This is a genomic window from Rhizobium sp. BK512 (assembly GCF_014194915.1).
GTDB lineage: Bacteria > Pseudomonadota > Alphaproteobacteria > Rhizobiales > Rhizobiaceae > Rhizobium.
This window is the reverse complement of record NZ_JACIAS010000001.1, coordinates 923,268-941,830: the sequence shown is the minus strand read 5'-3', so window position 1 is coordinate 941,830 and position 18,563 is coordinate 923,268. Positions and strand designations below refer to the sequence as shown.

Annotated in this window: 18 protein-coding genes; 6 read left to right on the top strand and 12 right to left on the bottom strand. The window is 60.7% G+C overall.

The features are described from left to right. Positions 1-33: 33 nt before the first annotated feature. Positions 34-819: an ABC transporter ATP-binding protein gene (locus FHX06_RS04785; RefSeq protein ID WP_183878230.1), complete on the bottom strand. Its 786-nt coding sequence runs from the start codon at positions 817-819 to the stop codon at positions 34-36. Positions 820-913: 94 nt separating this feature from the next. Here FHX06_RS04785 and FHX06_RS04780 point away from each other — a divergent pair, with 94 nt between their 5' ends. Next, positions 914-1,327 (top strand): cupin domain-containing protein, encoded by a 414-nt coding sequence (locus tag FHX06_RS04780; protein ID WP_112544020.1) that lies wholly within the window; start codon positions 914-916, stop codon positions 1,325-1,327. A gap of 2 nt (positions 1,328-1,329) precedes the next feature. Here the strand turns inward: FHX06_RS04780 and FHX06_RS04775 are convergent, their stop codons facing one another. Genes FHX06_RS04775 through FHX06_RS04760 form a run of 4 tightly spaced genes read right to left on the bottom strand, consistent with a single transcriptional unit; the run spans position 1,330 to position 5,006 of the window. Next, a complete protein-coding gene (locus FHX06_RS04775) occupies positions 1,330-1,707 on the bottom strand; it encodes a hypothetical protein (protein ID WP_246715472.1) in 378 nt (125 codons plus the stop codon). A gap of 5 nt (positions 1,708-1,712) precedes the next feature. Continuing rightward, the gene (hydA, locus tag FHX06_RS04770) at positions 1,713-3,167 is read right to left on the bottom strand and encodes a dihydropyrimidinase (protein ID WP_183878228.1); all 1,455 of its coding nucleotides are present in this window, start codon (positions 3,165-3,167) and stop codon (positions 1,713-1,715) included. A gap of 16 nt (positions 3,168-3,183) precedes the next feature. After that, positions 3,184-3,753, bottom strand: a complete 570-nt coding sequence (locus FHX06_RS04765) for an endonuclease domain-containing protein (RefSeq protein ID WP_113209866.1) — start codon at positions 3,751-3,753, stop codon at positions 3,184-3,186. Beyond that, positions 3,753-5,006, bottom strand: a complete 1,254-nt coding sequence (locus tag FHX06_RS04760; protein ID WP_113209865.1) for a Zn-dependent hydrolase — start codon at positions 5,004-5,006, stop codon at positions 3,753-3,755. Before FHX06_RS04760 ends, FHX06_RS04765 begins: the two co-directional genes overlap by 1 nt. Positions 5,007-5,319: 313 nt before the next feature. Here FHX06_RS04760 and FHX06_RS04755 point away from each other — a divergent pair, with 313 nt between their 5' ends. After that, positions 5,320-5,958, top strand: coding sequence for a TetR family transcriptional regulator C-terminal domain-containing protein (locus tag FHX06_RS04755; RefSeq protein ID WP_113116702.1), 639 nt, complete (start codon positions 5,320-5,322; stop codon positions 5,956-5,958). A 43-nt stretch (positions 5,959-6,001) separates the two neighbouring features. On the opposite strand, the gene FHX06_RS04750 is transcribed toward FHX06_RS04755, so the two are convergent. From FHX06_RS04750 to FHX06_RS04740, 3 genes are all read right to left on the bottom strand, one after another. Next, on the bottom strand, positions 6,002-8,572 hold the full coding sequence (locus tag FHX06_RS04750) for an HWE histidine kinase domain-containing protein (RefSeq protein ID WP_113209864.1): 2,571 nt from the start codon (positions 8,570-8,572) through the stop codon (positions 6,002-6,004). Then, positions 8,572-9,105: a biliverdin-producing heme oxygenase gene (locus tag FHX06_RS04745; RefSeq protein ID WP_113209863.1), complete on the bottom strand. Its 534-nt coding sequence runs from the start codon at positions 9,103-9,105 to the stop codon at positions 8,572-8,574. The genes FHX06_RS04750 and FHX06_RS04745 overlap by 1 nt, the downstream gene beginning before the upstream one ends. A gap of 245 nt (positions 9,106-9,350) precedes the next feature. Next, positions 9,351-9,761, bottom strand: a complete 411-nt coding sequence (locus tag FHX06_RS04740; protein WP_112971155.1) for a rhodanese-like domain-containing protein — start codon at positions 9,759-9,761, stop codon at positions 9,351-9,353. A gap of 72 nt (positions 9,762-9,833) precedes the next feature. Between FHX06_RS04740 and ftrA the strand changes: the two genes are divergently transcribed. The 3 genes from ftrA (at position 9,834) to prfH (ending at position 12,859) form a co-directional block, all read left to right on the top strand. Then, positions 9,834-10,835 carry a transcriptional regulator FtrA gene (gene ftrA / locus FHX06_RS04735; protein WP_113209959.1) on the top strand — a complete coding sequence of 334 codons (1,002 nt, stop codon included), beginning with the start codon at positions 9,834-9,836 and terminating at the stop codon, positions 10,833-10,835. Between the two features lie 199 nt (positions 10,836-11,034). Further along, a complete protein-coding gene (locus FHX06_RS04730; RefSeq protein WP_113209862.1) occupies positions 11,035-12,258 on the top strand; it encodes an RNA ligase RtcB family protein in 1,224 nt (407 codons plus the stop codon). Continuing rightward, the gene (prfH, locus tag FHX06_RS04725; RefSeq protein WP_113209861.1) at positions 12,245-12,859 is read left to right on the top strand and encodes a peptide chain release factor H; all 615 of its coding nucleotides are present in this window, start codon (positions 12,245-12,247) and stop codon (positions 12,857-12,859) included. The genes FHX06_RS04730 and prfH overlap by 14 nt, the downstream gene beginning before the upstream one ends. An 80-nt stretch (positions 12,860-12,939) precedes the next feature. On the opposite strand, the gene preA is transcribed toward prfH, so the two are convergent. The 4 genes from preA to FHX06_RS04705 form a co-directional block, all read right to left on the bottom strand. Next, the gene (gene preA, locus FHX06_RS04720; RefSeq protein ID WP_113209860.1) at positions 12,940-14,253 is read right to left on the bottom strand and encodes an NAD-dependent dihydropyrimidine dehydrogenase subunit PreA; all 1,314 of its coding nucleotides are present in this window, start codon (positions 14,251-14,253) and stop codon (positions 12,940-12,942) included. Between the two features lie 15 nt (positions 14,254-14,268). After that, positions 14,269-15,630, bottom strand: a complete 1,362-nt coding sequence (locus FHX06_RS04715) for an NAD(P)-dependent oxidoreductase (RefSeq protein ID WP_113209859.1) — start codon at positions 15,628-15,630, stop codon at positions 14,269-14,271. 461 nt (positions 15,631-16,091) lie between these two features. After that, positions 16,092-17,087 carry a sensor histidine kinase gene (locus tag FHX06_RS04710; protein ID WP_183847598.1) on the bottom strand — a complete coding sequence of 332 codons (996 nt, stop codon included), beginning with the start codon at positions 17,085-17,087 and terminating at the stop codon, positions 16,092-16,094. A gap of 192 nt (positions 17,088-17,279) precedes the next feature. Further along, positions 17,280-18,074, bottom strand: coding sequence for a response regulator (locus tag FHX06_RS04705; RefSeq protein ID WP_112544032.1), 795 nt, complete (start codon positions 18,072-18,074; stop codon positions 17,280-17,282). A gap of 274 nt (positions 18,075-18,348) precedes the next feature. On the opposite strand from FHX06_RS04705, the gene FHX06_RS04700 reads away from it, so the two are divergent. Continuing rightward, entirely contained in the window at positions 18,349-18,555 is a 207-nt protein-coding gene (locus FHX06_RS04700) for a NepR family anti-sigma factor (RefSeq protein ID WP_112544033.1), read from the top strand. Positions 18,556-18,563: the final 8 nt, after the last annotated feature.

Here is an 18,563-nt window from a genome sequence, read left to right as displayed (position 1 = left end):
TGCCCTGTTCCGTCGGCAACCGAACGCAAAGCCTTACTGCTCATAACTATGCCCCGCCCTCAGCCCTTCGCGCACACGATGGGCGATTTCCAGGAATTCCGGGGTTTCACGGATATCGAGCGGACGCTCGCTTGGCAGGGTCGAGTCGATCACGTCCGTCACGCGGCCGGGGCGGGGCGACATGACCACGATCTTGGTGGAGAGATAGACCGCCTCCGGAATGGAATGGGTGACGAAGCAGATCGTCTTGTTGGTGCGCGCCCACAGTTTCAGAAGGGCTGCGTTCAGGTGGTCGCGGACGATTTCGTCCAGCGCCCCGAAGGGCTCATCCATCAGCAACAGATCTGCATCGAAGGCAAGCGCGCGGGCGATCGAGGCGCGCTGCTGCATACCGCCCGAGAGTTGCCAGGGGAATTTCTTGTTGAAGCCTGAGAGTTCGACGAGATCGAGCGCATCGGCAATGCGCTTCTTCCGGTCGGACCTCGAATAGCCCATGATCTCCAGAGGCAGGGCGATGTTCTTTTCGATCGTGCGCCAGGGATATAGCGCCGGCGCCTGGAAGACGTAGCCATAGGCGCGCGCCTTGCGCGCCTCTTCCGGCGTCATGCTGTTGATGGCGATCTCGCCCGATGTGGTTCGTTCGAGATCGGCGATGACGCGCAGGAAGGTCGTCTTGCCGCAGCCGGAGGGACCGATGAAGGAGACGAATTCGCCCTTGCGGATATCGAGATTGACATTGCTCAGCGCATGCACCGGCCCGTCATTCGTCTGGTAGGTGAGACAGAGATCCTTGGCGGATACGACGGAGGGTGCTTGCATCAATAAACCAGTCTTGTTTTCGCCGCGCCTGCGCGGTTTTCCATGATATGATCGCCGCCGGCCTTTCCGGCAGCACAGTCCTTGGAGGATGAGGATGGACGCAAAATCAAAGCCCACCTGCCATATTGTTCGTCCCAACCACACCTATGACGGCAAGCAGGGGCTCAGCTATTTCGAGGGTATTGCGGCCGAAACCGTGGGCGCGAAGGGCATCTGCATGCATCTTCTGACGATCCCGCCCGGCGTGCGCGCCAAGGCGCATCTGCATGAGGCGCATGAAACGGCGATCTACATGCTCTCCGGCGAGGCCCATACCTGGTACGGCGACAAGCTTGAAAACCATGTGATCGTGCGCGCCGGCGAGCTTTTTTATATTCCGGCCGGCGTGCCGCATCTTCCGGCAAACCTCAGCAGTACGCCGTGCACGGCGATCATTGCGCGCACCGATCCGAACGAGCAGGAGAGTGTCGTCCTGCTGCCCGAGCTCGATCAACTGGTGCCTGCGTGAGGCTATTTGCATAGCGGCAGCGGCCCCCACTTGATATTGGCATCCGAGGCAAGACCGATCGTATAGCCTTTCGGGCCAGACGTGATCCTGGCGGTATCGTCGGAGCTGCTTTCTTCGCCTTCTGCCTGGCAGGCAACGGTTGCGGAGAAGTTCTTGCCCTCGGTCTTCAAGATCTTCTTGACCTCGCAATAGGACGCAGCCGTGGTGATGGCCTCCGATGTCAGCAGGAAGAAGTTGTCGGAGCCGGTGCTTTCGCCGGTCTTGGCATAGGCGCAGCCATCCTTGTTGCCGTAACTGCCCTTGATGGGCAGCGTATCGGCATTTGCCGCAGTGGAAAGAGCGGCCAGGCAGACGATTGTCAAAAGCAGATGGCCGCGCATCAATATCATACCCCGCTTGCCGGGATGCCCGTACGCTCGACCTTGCGCGGAGCCGTGATCTCCTTCCAGGTCGACAGCGCCTTGCTGACGGCGGTAACCGGCTCGCGCTTGACGAATTCACCGTGGCCCGAGCGCGTCTTGATGGTGTCTTCCTCGATCGCCACGACGCCGCGTGTCAGCGTGTAACGCGGCAGGCCGGTGACTTCCTTGCCCTCGAAGACGTTGTAATCGATCGCCGATTGCTGGCGCTTCGACGAAATGGTTTTGGAGCGCTTCGGATCCCAGACAACCAGATCGGCATCGGCGCCGACGAGGATGGCGCCCTTCTTCGGGTAAATGTTGAGGATCTTGGCGATGTTGGTCGAGGTGACGGCGACGAATTCATTCATCGTCAGACGGCCGGTATTGACGCCATAGGTCCAAAGCATCGGCATGCGGTCTTCGAGGCCGCCGGTGCCGTTCGGGATCTTGGTGAAATCACCGACGCCGAAGCGCTTCTGCGCCGTGGTGAAGGCGCAGTGATCAGTCGCCACAACCTGTAGCGAGCCGGAGGCGAGGCCCGCCCAGAGGCTATCCTGATGCTGCTTGTTGCGGAAGGGCGGGGACATGACGCGGCGGGCGGCATGATCCCAGTCCTTGTCGAAATATTCGGTCTCGTCGAGCGTCAGGTGCTGGATCAGCGGCTCGCCATAGGCGCGAATGCCCTTCTGGCGGGCACGGCGGATCGCTTCATGCGCCTGTTCGCAGGAGGTGTGGACGATATAGACGGGGCAGCCGGCCATGTCGGCGATCATGATGGCGCGGTTGGTGGCTTCGCCCTCGACTTCGGCAGGGCGCGAATAGGCATGCGCCTCCGGGCCATTATTGCCTTCCGAGAGCAGCTTGGCCGACAGCGAGGCGACGACATCGCCGTTCTCGGCATGGACGAGCGGCAGGGCGCCAAGCTCGGCGCAGCGCTGGAAGGAGGCGAACATCTCGTCGTCGTTCACCATCAGCGCGCCCTTGTAGGCCATGAAGTGCTTGAAGGTGTTGATGCCCTTGTCCTCAACGATCGTCTTCATCTCGTTGAAGACCTGCTCGCCCCACCATGTGATCGCCATGTGGAAGGAATAGTCGCAATTGGCGCGGGTGGACTTGTTGTCCCACATGGTCAGCGCTTCGAGCAGCGACTGGCCGGGCGAGGGAAGGGCGAAGTCGACGACCATGGTCGTGCCGCCGGAAAGGGCCGCCCGCGTGCCGCTCTCGAAATCGTCGGAGGAATAGGTGCCCATGAAGGGCATTTCGAGATGGGTATGCGGGTCGATGCCGCCGGGCATGATGAAACAGCCTGTGGCATCAAGCACTTCGTTGCCGGAAAGGTTCGGTCCGATCTCGACGATCTTGCCGCCGTCGATCTTCACATCCGCCTTATAGGTGAGGTCGGCCGTGACGATGGTGCCGTTCTTGATGACTGTGGTCATGATCGTTCCCTATTCATTATCGTTGTTCGGCTGGCGAATAAAAATCCGGCAGTTTGGCGCTGAATTCGAGACGGCCCTCTATTGCAGCCAGGATCGTTTCGAGGACCGAGCGTCGCTCGCGCAAGACTTCCTGATTCCAGAAGCGCAGGACCGAATAGCCATTAGCGTTGAGCCATTCGGTTCTGCGTTTATCGGCAACACTTTCGGCATGCTGGAAGCCGTCGATCTCAACGATCAGCCGCTCTTCGCGACAGAGGAAGTCGACGATGAAGGGGCCGACGGGAACTTGCCGTACGAATTTGTAGCCGTTCAGGCGGCGGGCGCGCAGGTCACTCCAGAGGCGATATTCTTCCTCGGTTTCGGTTTGTCGCAGGTTTCTTGCTTGCGCGGTCTTGGCGGGGCGGTGTTTGCGGACGTCTTGTTTGATAGTTTTTGTCGCGCTTGGAGCCCCCTCATCCGCCCTTCGGGCCCCTTCTCCCCGAGGGGAGAAGGGGGAGGCGGCGACGTTCATCGTCCCCTTCTCCCCAGCGGGGAGAAGGTGGCCCGAAGGGTCGGATGAGGGGGCCCCAGGCGCGGTGCTATCCATCACACAACAATCTCCGCCGTCTCTACCACAGCATGGAACAGCACATCGGCGCCAGCCGTTGCCCATTCCTTGGAAATCTCCTCAGCCTCGTTATGCGAGAGACCACCCACACACGGGCACATGACCATCGTCGCAGGCGCCACCTTGGCGGCCCAGCAGGCGTCGTGGCCGGCGCCGGAGATGATGTTCATGTGGGAGTAGCCGAGGCGGTCCGCGGCGGAGCGGACCGAGGTGACGAGCTTTTCGTCGAAGGTGACCGGCTCGAAATGGCCGATCGCCTCGATGGAACAGCCGACACCCAGCGCATCGCAGATCTTGGGCGCTTCGGCCTCGATCTTTGCCCGCATGCGGTCGAGCTTGGCCTTGTCGGGCGAGCGGATATCGACGGTGAAGACCACCTTGCCCGGCAGCACATTGCGGGAGTTCGGTGAGAAGAAGACCTGGCCGACACCGCCGACGGCGCCAGGCTGTTCGCCCATTGCGACACCCTGCACCATTTCCAGGATGCGCGACATGGCAAGGCCGGCATTGACGCGCATGTTCATCGGCGTCGAACCGGTATGGGCTTCCTTGCCGGTCAGCGTGAATTCCAGCCACCACAGGCCCTGACAGTGGGTGACGACGCCGATCTGCTTGTCTTCGGCTTCGAGGATCGGGCCCTGCTCGATGTGATATTCGAAATAGGCGTGCATCTTGCGGGCGCCGACTTCCTCGTCACCGACCCAGCCGATGCGTTTCAGTTCGTCGCCGAAGAGATTTCCTTCGGGATCCTTGCGGTTATAGGCGAAATCCAGGCTGTGCGCGCCGGCAAAGACGCCGGAGGCCAGCATGGCAGGCGCAAAGCGCGCACCTTCCTCATTGGTCCAGTTGGTAACGACGATGGGGTGCTTCGTCTTGATGCCGAGATCGTTCATTGTCCTGACGATTTCAAGCGCGCCGAGCACACCGAGGACACCGTCATATTTGCCGCCGGTCGGCTGCGTATCGAGATGCGAGCCGACATAAACGGGGAGAGCGTTCGGATCGGTGCCGGAGCGGGTCGCAAACATCGTGCCCATCTTGTCGACACCAAGCGTCATGCCAGCGTCTTCGCACCACTTGCGGAAGAGGCTACGGCCCTCCGCGTCCGAATCCGTCAGCGTCTGGCGGTTGTTGCCGCCGGCAATTCCCGGGCCAATTTTCGCCATGTCCATGAGACTGTCCCAGAGACGGTCCCCGTTGACGCGCATGTTTTCGCCTGGCGCTGCCACCATGATTGAAAGTCCTCACCTGTTTTGCGGCAGTCATGCAAAGTACATGCCCGCCATGTTCCCGTGGTCAAATCCAGCTGCTGCTTTTTGTTCTGTTCAGCGCCGGAAAATCGCCAGTTGCCTTTGTTTTTTATCTGGCAGATAATTTGACCGATTGGTAAACATTACAACTTCCATCGCCGCGCTCAAGACGAAAATCACGAAAAACAGCTAGAAAATACCGGCAAAAAATACGGGCAGTTGCCTTTTAAAGCGGCAGGAGGGCCGTTCTTCGAATCTTGAGCGAAGAAGTTGAATTTCAAGGGGAAAAGAGCGGATGGCCATACCGAGAGCGGCGAAGACACTTCGGCGGACACGGATCCAGGAAGAAAAGGAAGAGCAAATCCTGGAAGCGGCGCTCGATGTGTTTTCGGTCAGCGGCTTTCGTGGCTCGACGATAGACCAGATCGCCGAAGTGGCCGGCATGTCGAAGCCGAACCTGCTCTACTATTTCCGCACCAAGGAGGCCATGCACCGGGCGCTGATCGACCGGGTGCTCTTCAACTGGCTGGAGCCGCTCAGGGCCTTCGATGCGGAAGGCAATCCGGAATCGGAGATCCGCAGCTATATCCGTCGCAAGCTTGAAATGGCGCGCGATTTCCCCAGGGAAAGCCGGCTCTTCGCCAACGAGATGCTGCAGGGTGCGCCGCATGTTCTCGATATGCTGAAAGGGCCGCTGAAAGAGCTGGTCGACGAAAAGGCGGCGGTCATCCGCACCTGGACCAAAAGTGGCAAGATCGCCCGTTGCGACCCCTATCACCTCATCTTCTCGATCTGGTCGACGACGCAACACTATGCTGATTTCGATGTGCAGGTTCGCGCCGTGCTCGGCGAAGCGCATTCCGGCGACGGGCGCTTCGAGGATGCGGCGCGTTTCCTGGAGCAGCTTTTCATAAGCGGGTTGCGGCCGGACTGAGCTGCCGATCGGCCGTCTAACGGTACGCTTTGTTCGAATTTCTTCAGAGCTTGGCCGGAAGCGAAATGCGGACAAGAATGTCCGTCACTCCCTCGATCGTGTAGGGCTTCTGCAGGATCGGCGCATCCGAATGGCTGTGGGCCTGCGCTATACCCTCGCCGTAACCTGTCGCGAAGACGAAGGGCACGTTGTTGGCGGCCAGCCGGTCGGCAATCGCGAAACTGGTTTCGTCACCGAGATTGACATCGAGAAGTGCCAGATCGAAGGACTGGCCGGCGAGGAATTCCATCGCATCGGCAACGCTTGGCGCCGTTGCGACTTCCGCGCCCAAGCGGCGCAGAATGTCTTCGCCATCCATGGCGATGATGAGGTTATTCTCGACCAGCAGCACATTGAGACCAGCGAGCGGTTCCTTGTCTGAAGCAACGACCTTGCCTGCTGCGGTTTCGACCGGCGCAGCAGCGGGGTGTTGGTTTGTCGAGCTGACTGTTTCGACATACCTCGCCGGGATCGAGAAATCGGCTTCCAGCCCTTCCTTGATGTAGCGGATCTCAGCCTTGCCGCCGAGATCGTAGGGGATGGAGCGGCGAATGATCGTCGAGCCGAAGCCCTGCCGCTTGGGCTCGGTGACCGGAGGGCCATTCTTTTCCCGCCAGCCGATATGGAGATTGCCTTCTTCATCCCTCAGCCAGCCGAGATCGACAAAGCCGGACCCGGACAGGCTTCCATATTTGGCGCTGTTGGTAACCAGTTCGTGGAAGACAAGCGCCGTCGTCGAGAAGGCCTGGGGCTCCAGCAGCACGTCTTCGCCGGTCATCCTGATACGCTCGGCGTTCTTGCCGAGATAGGCGGCGGCTTCGGCCAGCAGCAGCTGCCGCAGCGAAGCCGGCGCCCAGTGGTCGCGGGTGATCTGGTCGTGGGCTCTGGAGAGCGACTGGACGCGGCCTTCGAGCTGCCGGACGTAATCCGGCAGGCTGATGGCCGATGATTGCGATTGTCGGATCAGACCGCCGATGAGGCCCAGAATATTGCGGACACGATGGTTCAGCTCGGCGATCAGCAGTTCCTGCCGCTCGTTGGCGAGCTGGCGCGCCATGCTCGCTTCGTCCGTCAGGCGCAGAACCACCTCGATCAGGGTCACGCGGATCGTTTCTGCCACGCGACGCTCGGCTTCGGTGAAGGGCAGGGAGCGGCCGCGTACCAGCTCGGACCAGGCCTCGAAACTCTTGCGCGGGGTAAGCCGCGGACCGTTCGGGCCATATTCCACTGGCTTGTGCGGATCGCCGGCCCAGCGGACGGTGCGCACGATCTCCTGACGAAACAGCACGACATAGTCGCGCGGCGAACGGGAGATCGGAATGGCGAGCATGCCCGCCACGGCATCATCGATTTCGATATCGGGATAGGTCTCCGCAAGCCGGTCCACCGCATAGACCCGGCCGGCAGCATTGCGATTGAGGTGGCGGATGAGAGCGGCAAAGCTCTTCTCGTCCGGACCGAGGCCGGCAATCGCCAGCCGTCCATTGATCCAGACGCCGATACCGTCAGCGGGAATGGCGTCTGCCAGGGCATCGATCAGCCAGGTCGGATCGTCGAGCAGGCTTGCATTGTCGGCAACGGATGTCAGGAGCCGGTCGGCGATGCGACGTGCCTTGGTCTCGTAGTCAAGCGCCAGGCGCCGCTCGCGGCTTTCGAGGCGGGATGCGAACATCTGGCCGAAGAGTTCGGCAGTGGAGCGGCTTTCGGCCGAAGGCAGGCGTTCGCTGTAATGGTGGCAGGCAAACAGGCCCCAGAGCTTGCCATCGACGACGATGGAGATCGAGAGTGAGGCGCCGACGCCCATATTGGCGAGATATTCGATATGGATGGGCGACACCGAACGCAGCACGGACATGGAGAGATCGAGCGGCCGGCCATGTTCATCGAGTTCGGGCAGGATCGGCACCGGTGTCGCGTTGATGTCGGCAATGATGCGGAACAGATTGCGCAGATAGAGCGCGCGCGCCTGCACAGGAATATCCGAGGCAGGATAGTGCAGGCCGAGGAACGAGCCGATGCCCGGCCGGGCAGCCTCCGCCACGACCTCACCGGAACCGCTGTCATCAAACCGGTAGACCATGACACGGTCGAAACCGGTAAGGGCCCGGGCCTGCCGTGCGCCTTCGCGAAAGAAGGCTTCCAGCGTTTCCGTTTGGTCAAGACGCGACATCATGCTGCGGATGGAGAGCGACGGGGCGCTGGATTGGCCTTCGTTGCAGCGTTCGCCTTCGATGATGACCTGGCCGTGGCTCACATGCACTGCGACGTCGAAACGCTGAGGGTCTGATGTCAGGGCAATGCCGAAAATGCGTTCGACGGTGTCGGGGCCGCGCAGGGTTGCGAGCTTGTTGCGGAGGGCGTGGAGAGCTTCGGGCACAATGATCGACGACACGGGCCGGCCCGCGGCTTCGCTGTGAGTTATGCCCAGGAATTCGGCGAGATTTGCCGAGGCCCGAGTGACGATCCAGTCGGAGGATACCGCAAGCAGAAAACCGAAGGGCTGGACGGAACCGAGTTGATGGATCGGCTCGCGGTCGCAATTGGTCAGATCGACAGGTCCGGTCGCATTGCTCATCAAACAGCTTCCAGTTCGAGTTGCGCAGCCTTCAGAAAGAGATCGAAAACGCCGCGCGCAGCCGCAACCGCGGCTGCCATATCGTCAATGCCGCTGGTATCAAGACGTTCCATAAACGCGCGCATCGAACCCTTCGAACCGTGCGGGCTGAGGTAGCTGCTCGGCAGGTTATCAGGCACGGCCTTTGCCAGCATGGCGCCGCCAAGCTTCGATCCCTCCAGCACATAGACCGCGCCCCAGAGTGCAGCCTCGCCGCGTAGATCGGGCTTGGCAAGAAGCGGAGGCGGAGGCTCCTGGAGTTCGGCCATGTCGGCAAGAAGAAGGTGCGCGCGCCGTCGCTCCGGCCAATCCGGCAGCAGTTGCTCGATACCGGCCTGCTCCAGGGCGGCTTCGACGGACGGAACCACGCGGGCATGGGCGCGCAAGAAGGTTTTATAGGTCCTGATATCGGAGAGGCTGAAATTGCCGAAGAGGGCGTCCACCCCGGCATGGCAATCTGCTGTTTGTGCACGAAGGGCACTGCGAAGTGACATGCTGACCGTGTTCCAAGTAATGTCGCATAGTATGCCGGCCGGATAGGGTCGGCGAAACTAGCGATATACGGCAGCCTCTGCTTATTTCCAGAGAAACCTATAGAAAAACATGGATTTCGGCGCGCTTGGCAATCCGATTTATCCGGATCTGTCTGCCAGCCGGTTGTCTATGGTGTCATCCGTCACCGGCACGAGAAGCATGTCCGGTGACGGATGAAATTATCCTTCGCCGCGGGGATCCCGGATCAGGCGGCGGCGCTTGCCTCGCCTTCAAAGGCGAGCCCTTCATCGGCCCAGCCGGTCAGCCCGCCGATCATCAGCTTGACGGAGAGGCCGAGACGGGAGAGGCGCAGGGCGGCCTTGTCGGCGCCGTTGCAATGCGGACCGGCGCAATAGACCACGAAGAGCGTATCGGAGGGCCATTCCGACATGCGGTGCGCGGTCATCTTGCCATGCGGCAGATTGAGGGCGCCCGGCACATGCGACTGCGCAAAGAGTGCGGGCGAGCGCACATCGAGCAGCACGAAATCGACCTTGCCCGAGGCGAAGGCGGCGTTCACGTCGGAGCAATCGGTCTCGAAGGCGAGCTTGCCGGCGAAATGATCGGCGGCGGCTTCGGGAGAAGCGGCAGGGATATCGGAGACGGGGCTTGGCATAGGTCTTGTCCTTTCCTGGTTGCTGTTGCAGCCGATCATTGCCGATGCTACGGATTGGCGAAATTGGCCATCGTGACTGACAGCGTAAAGATCATGCCAAAATCGGATCTCCATCGAACGCAGGGACCACGTGTCGTGGCGCTCGCCTATGACGGGCTCTGCACCTTCGAATTCGGTATTGCCTACGAGGTTTTCGGCCTGTCGCGGCCGGAGATGGGGGAGGGCTGGTATCGCTTCTCCGTCGCCGGCATCGAGCCGGGTCCGCTGCGCGCTGCCGGCGGGCTGACGGTTGCTGTCGATCAAGGGCTAGAACTGCTCGAAGAGGCAGATCTCATCATCGCGCCGGGATGGCGGGCGATCGATGCGCCGGTGCCGGAGCCCCTGACATCAGCCTTGCGGGCAGCGCACGAGCGGGGCGCACGTGTCATGTCGCTCTGCTCGGGTGTCGCCGTGCTCGCGGCTTCCGGCCTGCTGGCCGGACGGCGCGCGACGACGCACTGGCGCTATGTCGCCTCGATTGCCGAGCGCTACCCCGACATCGCTCTCGATGCCGATGTGCTGTATATGGACGAGGGCAGCATCCTGACGGCGGCCGGCAGTGCGGCGGGCATCGATCTCTGCCTGCATGTGGTGCGCGGCGATTTCGGCCCCGATGCCGCCAATAGCGTGGCGCGACGGCTCGTCGTGCCGCCGCATCGCGAAGGGGGGCAGGCGCAGTTCATCGCCACTCCGGTGCCGGAAGAGCGTGAGGGCATTCGTCTGGGGCCGCTGATCGAGTGGATGCGCGAGCGGTTGTCCGAAGACCAGCCCATCAGCCTGCTTGCCGACAAGGCCGGGATGAGCATGCGCACCTTTCAGCGCCGCTTCGAGGCGGCGACGGGCGACAGTGTCGGCGAATGGCTGCTGAAGGAGCGGTTGCGGCATGCCCGCGATCTCCTGGAGAAGGAGCTTGCGGTGTCGCTCGACGATATTGCGCTTGCCAGCGGCTTCGGCACACTCGCGACCATGCGCCACCATTTCCGCCGGCGGCTTGGCACCAGCCCGAGCACTTATCGAAAGTCGTTCGGCAATTAATACGTCCCAGGCTTGCATTTGTTTTTTGCTTCGCTTAAAGGGGCGGCATCATTTGTTTCTGGAAAGGGAGCGCACGATGACAAAAATCTCAGCACGCCCCGAGAGGGTTTCGGCGTAACTCAGCCTCTGGGCTGACGCATGCCGGTTGACCATCGCCGTCTGCGCGATGAAAGACCATTCATATCCAGAGTTCATTATCATGGGCAATTCCATCGGGGGCGGAAGCTCCCCGACGACGCAGGCCAATGCGCCTGCGCTCATCCATCATTTCTTTTCCGGCCGCACCTGGATCGAAGGCGCGGCGCTAGATCAACTTGGCGAAATGTCCCGTCTTCCGGGCGTTTCGCAGATCGCTGCCTTTCCGGATTTGCATCCCGGCAAATATGGCGCAACCGGTGTCGCATTGGCGTCCGACCGGCTGCTTCCGCTGCTTATCGGCAATGATATTGGCTGCGGCATGTCGCTTTTCCAGCTCGATCTGCCGCTGCGCAAACTGAAGATCGATAAGGCGGCGGAACGGCTTCGCCAGCTTGAGGCTGAGGAGATCGGCGATGCCGCTGTCTTGCTGGAGGAGGTGCGCCTGCCAGCCTCCCTGGCGCCGGATGCACTCGGTACGATTGGCGGCGGCAACCATTTTTGCGAGCTGCAGGCCATCGATACGCTTGGCGATGGCGGTGCTTCCGCTGCTCTGGATGGTCAGGCTCTCTACCTGCTTGTCCATTCCGGCTCGCGTTCCCTCGGTGCTGCAGTCTTTTCCGAGGCTATCAGCGCTCATCCCGATCTTGCGGCCGGGCTCGTGCCGGGTTCACAAGATGCTGTCACGTGGCTTGCAAGTCATGACCAGTGCGTTGTCTGGGCATCGCTGAACCGTCGACTGATCGCAGCACGGGCAGCCGCCGCATTGCGTGCGGATCTGCGCCTCGTCGCCGATGTGCCGCACAATCTCGTCCGGTCTTCCGGACGTGATTTCGTGCATTACAAGGGGGCCGCGGCGGTCACGCCGGGGGAACTCGCGCCTATCGCCGGATCGCGTGCGAGCCTCAGCTATGTGGTTTGCCCGACAGCGGATGTATCCCGTTCGCTTGGCGGCATATCGCATGGGGCCGGTCGCAAATATGACCGGGCCAGCATGCATGGGCGGACAGGCCGTAACAGGTCCGAGCGTGAGCAGCTGCTACGCAATGTCTGGGGCGGCATCGCCATTTGCGATGACCGGGCTCTCGTCGTCGAAGAGGCGGCGTCCGCCTACAAGGATGCGGGGCAGGTGGTTGCCGATCTCGAAAACGAAAAGCTGGTGAGCGTCGCTGCCAGCTTCCGGCCGCTCGTCACCTTTAAAAAGGCGGTGGACGAAGCCAAGGTCGAGCAGCGTCGCCGCAAGCCGGAGTACCGTCGGGAAGGAGGGCGTAGCCGTGAGCGCTATTGATCTCCTGATCACGTCGGGCAACGGTCCGGTCGAGTGCCGGATCGCCGTCTCCGCGCTTCTGCGCATCCTTGAAGACGAGGCGAAACAGCAAGGGTGCGTCGTCCATGTCAACCTCGGGCCGATGCCGGATCATCATGGTGCGAAGTCGGCGATCGTCACTATCGAGGGCGAAGCGGCGGAGCGGATTGCAACAGGCTATTGCGGTACGATCCGCTTCACCTTCAAGAGTGTGGTCCGCCCCGGCCACAAGCGGCAAAACTGGTATGTGGCCGTGCGGCGCATCGATCTTCCGGCTGAAGGTGTTGCGGTGACGATCGATCCTGCCGACCTGCAGTTCGAGACGTTGCGGGCAGGCGGGCCCGGCGGGCAGCACCAGAATACGACCGACAGCGCTGTTCGCGCCTTGCATCGCCCGAGCGGTCTCGTTGTGACGGCCCGGGACGAGCGCTCGCAGCATCGCAACAAGGCGCTGGCAATCCGGCGCCTGCAGGCAATGCTGCAGGATATCGAAGCGGAAAAGCAGGAGGCGGCGAAAGCCGGGCGCTTCATTGCCAACCGCACGATCGAGCGTGGCAATGAGGTCAAGGCCTTCAAGCTTTGACAGCAGGCAATACGCCTAGGTCTTAAAAGCAATCGACGCCCTCCAGGAGGGCGTCGATCTTATATACATTGAGCGGATGGTTATTCCGCGGCCTGGCGGGCCATCGGGTTGTTCGGGTGCGTCGTCCAGTTGGCGTAGTTCGGATCGACTAGCTTGCCGGTGCGCTTGTCGAGGGCGCCTGCCGGAAGCTCTTCCATGGTGATGCAGTTTTCGACCGGGCAGACGCTGACGCAGAGATTGCAGCCGACGCATTCCTCGTCCATCACCTCGAAATGGCGGACGCCATCGACGAAGTTGGTGATCGCCTGGTGCGAGGTGTCCTCGCAGGCGATGTAGCAGCGGCCGCACTGGATGCAGGCGTCCTGGTCGATCTTCGCCTTGGCGATGTAGTTGAGGTTCAAATACTGCCAGTCGGTGACGTTCTGGACGGCGCGGCCGGTGATGTCGTCGAGGGTCTTGTGGCCCTTTTCATCCATCCAGTCCGAGAGGCCCGTGATCATTTCCTGCACGATCTTGAAGCCGTAGGTCATGGCAGCCGTGCAGACCTGAACGTTGCCGGCGCCGAGCACCAGGAATTCGGCCGCGTCGCGCCAGGTGGTGATGCCGCCGATGCCCGAGATCGGAAGGCCGTAGGTTTCCGGATCGCGGGCGATCTCGGCGACCATGTTGAGCGCGATCGGCTTGACGGCAGGGCCGCAATAGCCGCCGTGGCTGCCCTTGCCACCGACGGTCGGGTTGGGGGCGAAGTTGTCGAGATCGACCGAGACGATCGAGTTGATCGTATTGATCAGCGAGACGGCATCCGTGCCGCCGGCCTTGGCGGCGCGGGCAGGGCGGCGGATATCGGTGATGTTGGGCGTCAGCTTGGTGATGACGGGCATGCGCGTGTATTGCTTGCACCAGCGCACGACCATTTCGATATATTCAGGCACCTGACCGACGGCCGAGCCCATGCCGCGCTCGGACATGCCGTGCGGACAGCCGAAGTTAAGCTCGATGCCGTCTGCACCGGTTTCCTCGACCAGCGGCAGGATCGCCTTCCAGGCCTGTTCCTCACAGGGAACCATGATCGATGCGATCAAGGCGCGATCCGGCCAGTTCATCTTCACCTGCTTCATTTCGCGCAGGTTGGTCTGCAGGTCGCGGTCGGTGATGAGCTCGATATTGTTCAGGCCGAGCAGGCGGCGGTCGGCACCCCAGATCGCGCCGTAGCGCGGGCCGTTGACGTTGACAACAGGCGGGCCTTCCTCGCCCAGCGTCTTCCAGACGACGCCGCCCCAGCCGGCCTTGAAGGCACGCTCGACATTGTAGGCCTTGTCGGTCGGCGGTGCGGAGGCGAGCCAGAACGGGTTCGGAGACTTGATGCCGACGAAATTATTGCGGAGATCAGCCATTGTTCATTCTCCCCTTCAGGCGACAGCAACAGCCGGAGCGGCTGCGGCAGTCAGGGTGCGGTGAATGGATTCGGCCGCGTCGCGGCCGTGGGCGACGGCAGATACGGTGAGGTCTTCGCCACCGAACACGCAGTCGCCGCCGGCCCAGACACCTTCGAGCGATGTGCGGCCTTCCGGGTCAACGGCGATACGGCCGGATTCCATGCGCAGCGCGCCGAGGCTGGAGGCTTCGAAGGTCTGGCCGATGGCTTTCAGGATATGGTCTGCGGTGATGACGCCGGTCTCGCCGGTGCCGGTGAGGCGGCCATCAATGAGAGCAGTATATTCCACCTCGATCGCGGCCACCTTGCCATCCTGCGAGAGGATGGATTTCGGCGCCAGCCAGTGGCGAATGATGACGCCCTTGGAAGTGGCGAGATCCTGCTCGAATTCCGAGGCATTCATATGTTCCTTGCCGCGGCGGTAGCAGATGGTCACCTCTTCCGCGCCAAGCAGCTTTGCCTGCACGGCGGCGTCGATCGCCGTCATGCCGCCGCCAAGGACGACGACGCGGCGGCCGATGGCGATGTCGCCCTTGTTCCCGGCCTGACGAAGCTCAGCGATGAAATCGACAGCGTCATCGACGCCGGGCAGGGTTTCGTTATCGACGCGCAATGCGTTGACGCCGGCAAGGCCGAGGCCGAGGAAGACGGCATCGTACTGGCTCTGCAGGTCGGCGAGCGAGACGTCGCGGCCGAGCTGCTGATCATGTTTCACCTCGATGCCGCCGATCGACAGGACGTAATCGACTTCCTTCTGGGCGAAGTCGTCGACTGTCTTGTAGGTGGCGATGCCATATTCGTTGAGGCCGCCGGATTTCGGCTTGGCATCATAGATGACGACATCATTGCCCTTGACGGCAAGGCGATGGGCGGCGGCGAGACCGGCAGGGCCGGCGCCGACGACGGCGATCTTCTTGCCGGTCGGTTCCGCACGCCGGTAGAACTGCTTGTCGGCCGTCATCGCCGCATCCGTTGCATAACGCTGCAGGCGGCCGATCTCGACGGGACGCTCTTCGGCGGTGTTGCGCACGCAGGCCTGCTCGCAGAGCTCTTCGGTGGGACAGACGCGGGCGCACATGCCGCCAAGGATATTCTGGTCGAAGATGGTCTTCGCAGAGCCGATCGGATTGCCGGTCGAGATCTGGCGGATGAAGAGCGGAATGTCGATGGAGGTGGGACAGGCCGTCATGCACGGCGCGTCATAGCAGAAATAACAGCGGTCGGCGGCAACCAGCGCTTCGTGATTGTCGAGGCGCGGATGAAGATCGGAAAAATTAGCCTCGTACTCGGCGGACGAAAGCCGGCCGGCACGAATCCCAGTTTCCAGGCGTTCCATTGAAGTTCCCTCTTTATTGGTAACGACTAGTGAGGGAATCGTAACTCAGGTTCAAAAATTTATCAAACGGTAAAATTTTGGCAATTTTCTTTCGTCTGTTCAGTTTAAGTAATTGAATTTGTTTGCTGTGCTATTTCTTTAGGCATGCTTTGAATTCCGATTGGATGGATATGAGCAGCAACCCAAATCGGCCATCCGAGAAAAAATTGACGAAAGCCCAATTTTTTTCCAATCGGAGGGAACCAAAGTTAACGAGCGTAGTTAATGCGATATCCGAATGATGACCGCATCGACCCAACATGCGCGCCCCCAACCCATCATTCGGACGAACTCACGGTCCCCTCCCGGTGAGTGGAGACAGCCGGTGCGCCGCCCTCGCACCGGCTGTTTCTCCGTTTGGCTCAGGCAATTCCAGCAGAAACGTGCGGTTCGAGTCCGGAACCGCGTAAAATCACGGAATCTCAGGTGCGCTTCAGGATTTCGAATTCCGTTTCCGGAACCGTCAGATGATATTCGATGCGGCCCGGTACAAGCGCCAATTCGGCCTTGCCATTGACGGAAGAGGGCACGACGCGCTCCAGCACTGTACGGCCGAAGCTGTTTTCGCTGAATTCGTGGACGTCGCCACTGTTTGGAAGCACTTCCACCCAGGCGAGTTCGATTGCCTGGCGGCCGGCGATCTCAGCCTCCCGGCAGTTCAGGGTGATCGAGGTCGCCCCGCTGGCGATTGCGCCATAGGAGGCGGAATTGACGATCAATTCATGCAGGGCCAGTCCGAGATGGACCGCGGCATTCGGCGTCAGATGCGCGTTGATGCCGAATATCGGCAGGGAGCCCGATGTTTCCGGCCAATAGGGGGCGAACTGTTTTTCGGCAAGTTCGAACAGAAAGGCGCCGCGCCAACTGGAATCGGTAATCAGATCCTGAGAGTTCGAGAGCGATTGAAGACGCCCGCGGAATTTCATCAGGAAAGAATCGAGAGAAATGGTATTGCGGGCGGTCTGCGTGGCAATGCCCTGGATGATGGCAAGCAGGTTCTTGGAGCGGTGGGAAAGCTCGCGAAGCAGCGATTTCAGCACCTTTTCGCGATGCCGGCTTTCGGTAATCTCCGAGATGACGGAGAGCAGACCGTAATTGCCGCGCCCGCCGGTGCGCTGAACGTTGAGTTCGAACGTCCTGACTTCGCCGTCGATTGCAACATCTACCTCGGCATTGCTGGAGGCGCCGGTTTCAAGCACCGTCCGCTTTATCGCGGCAAGCGATTTTCCATGTGCTTCGCCAAACAGCGAGCCGTCATCGCCGCCGGCGACGAAACGGGTCTGGAAATAGGGGAGAAGATTTTCGGCGTATATGATGGCAAGGCTGGCATCCTGATAGAGAATCGAGATAGCCGCGCTGGCGAGCGCGCGCTCCATTATTGCCGCCTTGCCTTCAGTGGTGAAAGGCGTTCCGGACAATGGTCCAGTCGTATTCACTCGGCCGCCTCTCCTCGGTCCCTTCGAACAAACGGAGGGATGTTGCTCTCCCGACAAACCTGCCGGTCATTCTAAAAGCAAGCGCTGCAAAAACCGTTAAAGCCGCCAATACGCTCCGGCAGAGCCGGAACGCATCGTTGCCGGAATAGTTCCGGTATGGCCAAGATTCATGTTTCAGGCCGCCACGCGGGTCGTTTCGTTGAAGAAAAGAGCCTGGCTGATCAGCGCTTTGACCATGTCGGGATTGAAGGGTTTGGTCACGAGGAAGGTGGGTTCCGGTCGCTCCCCGGTCAGCAATCTCTCGGGGAAGGCGGTAATGAAGATCACGGGCACGCTCGAGGTCTTCAGGATATCGTTGACGGCATCGATGCCGGAGCTGCCGTCGGCAAGCTGGATATCGGCGAGCACCATGCTCGGCTTGGTCCTGTTATAGAGTGCGACGGCCTCGGTATGGGTGCGGGCGATGCCGGTAACGCGGTGACCGAGGCTTTCGACCATCTGCTCGATATCCATGGCGATGAGCGGTTCATCCTCGATGATCATGATATCGGTCGCGACCTGACGCGAGATTTCATGCGAGGCCTTGTCGAGCAGCTGCATCGTTTCCTCTTCGGTGATTTCGAGAATGTCTGCGATCTCGGAGACGCGGAAATTCTCGACAGAGGCGAGCAGGAAAGCCTGGCGGGCAAGCGGCGAAACCTTCGAGAGGTTCAGCGTCGCGCGCTGTTCCCAGGCATAGGGTGAGGAAGGCTCGGGAATCTCGACCGCAGTGGAACCAAACAATTGCGTGAAGAGTTTGTAGAGTGCGACGCGGTCATTCGCGGTATCCGGGAATATGGAGAGATCGGCGATGATCGCTTCCAGAACGGCGGCGACATAAGCATCGCCAGAAGTCTGAGTGCCGGTGAGAGCGCGGGAATAGCGACGCAGATAAGGAAGGTGCGGCGCAATTCGAGTGGATAGTGTCATTAAAAACTCCCGTCTACAGGCAGGTAAATGGCTGCAATGACCAGAAAACGCGGCCTCCATAAAAAAGTTCCTGAGGTGAGGAACTATTTTTGCGGCGTTGCATTATCCTAGCCGACAAATGAAGGGCGTCACGTTTTGACCCATGTGAACGGAATGGATCTACGACATCAAGGGTTTGAAATAACCTGCTTGATCGATCGCTTATCCGTTCCATTTACCTTTTACAGCGACTTTGCCTTTCAACCCAAGACAACAGGCAAGAAGTGATCAGTTGATGACGACACAAAAGACAGAAGCACCGGACGAGCGCCAGTTGGAGCTGCGGGCGAGCGACCTATTGGACCCGAACAACCAGATCGGCGTCAGGTTGCGGTCGCTTTATGCTGCCGCGCAGGAGGAGACCATTCCCGACCGTTTCCTCGACCTGCTGGAAAAGCTTGATCAGGCCGAAATGATGGCTTCCGCAAAGATGGCCGAATAGGAATACCC

What these genes read in the sequence shown, in the direction of transcription:
- FHX06_RS04780 (WP_112544020.1), top strand. Translation starts at nt 914, where the DNA reads ATGGACGCAAAATCAAAGCCCACCTGCCATATTGTTCGTCCCAACCAC.
- FHX06_RS04760 (WP_113209865.1), bottom strand. Translation starts at nt 5,006, where the DNA reads ATGGTGGCAGCGCCAGGCGAAAACATGCGCGTCAACGGGGACCGTCTC.
- FHX06_RS04740 (WP_112971155.1), bottom strand. Translation starts at nt 9,761, where the DNA reads ATGCCAAGCCCCGTCTCCGATATCCCTGCCGCTTCTCCCGAAGCCGCC.
- FHX06_RS04765 (WP_113209866.1), bottom strand. Translation starts at nt 3,753, where the DNA reads ATGGATAGCACCGCGCCTGGGGCCCCCTCATCCGACCCTTCGGGCCAC.
- FHX06_RS04715 (WP_113209859.1), bottom strand. Translation starts at nt 15,630, where the DNA reads ATGGAACGCCTGGAAACTGGGATTCGTGCCGGCCGGCTTTCGTCCGCC.
- FHX06_RS04705 (WP_112544032.1), bottom strand. Translation starts at nt 18,074, where the DNA reads ATGACACTATCCACTCGAATTGCGCCGCACCTTCCTTATCTGCGTCGC.
- FHX06_RS04730 (WP_113209862.1), top strand. Translation starts at nt 11,035, where the DNA reads ATGGGCAATTCCATCGGGGGCGGAAGCTCCCCGACGACGCAGGCCAAT.
- preA (WP_113209860.1), bottom strand. Translation starts at nt 14,253, where the DNA reads ATGGCTGATCTCCGCAATAATTTCGTCGGCATCAAGTCTCCGAACCCG.
- FHX06_RS04755 (WP_113116702.1), top strand. Translation starts at nt 5,320, where the DNA reads ATGGCCATACCGAGAGCGGCGAAGACACTTCGGCGGACACGGATCCAG.
- FHX06_RS04750 (WP_113209864.1), bottom strand. Translation starts at nt 8,572, where the DNA reads ATGAGCAATGCGACCGGACCTGTCGATCTGACCAATTGCGACCGCGAG.
- FHX06_RS04745 (WP_113209863.1), bottom strand. Translation starts at nt 9,105, where the DNA reads ATGTCACTTCGCAGTGCCCTTCGTGCACAAACAGCAGATTGCCATGCC.
- hydA (WP_183878228.1), bottom strand. Translation starts at nt 3,167, where the DNA reads ATGACCACAGTCATCAAGAACGGCACCATCGTCACGGCCGACCTCACC.
- FHX06_RS04775 (WP_246715472.1), bottom strand. Translation starts at nt 1,707, where the DNA reads ATGCGCGGCCATCTGCTTTTGACAATCGTCTGCCTGGCCGCTCTTTCC.
- FHX06_RS04785 (WP_183878230.1), bottom strand. Translation starts at nt 819, where the DNA reads ATGCAAGCACCCTCCGTCGTATCCGCCAAGGATCTCTGTCTCACCTAC.
- FHX06_RS04700 (WP_112544033.1), top strand. Translation starts at nt 18,349, where the DNA reads ATGACGACACAAAAGACAGAAGCACCGGACGAGCGCCAGTTGGAGCTG.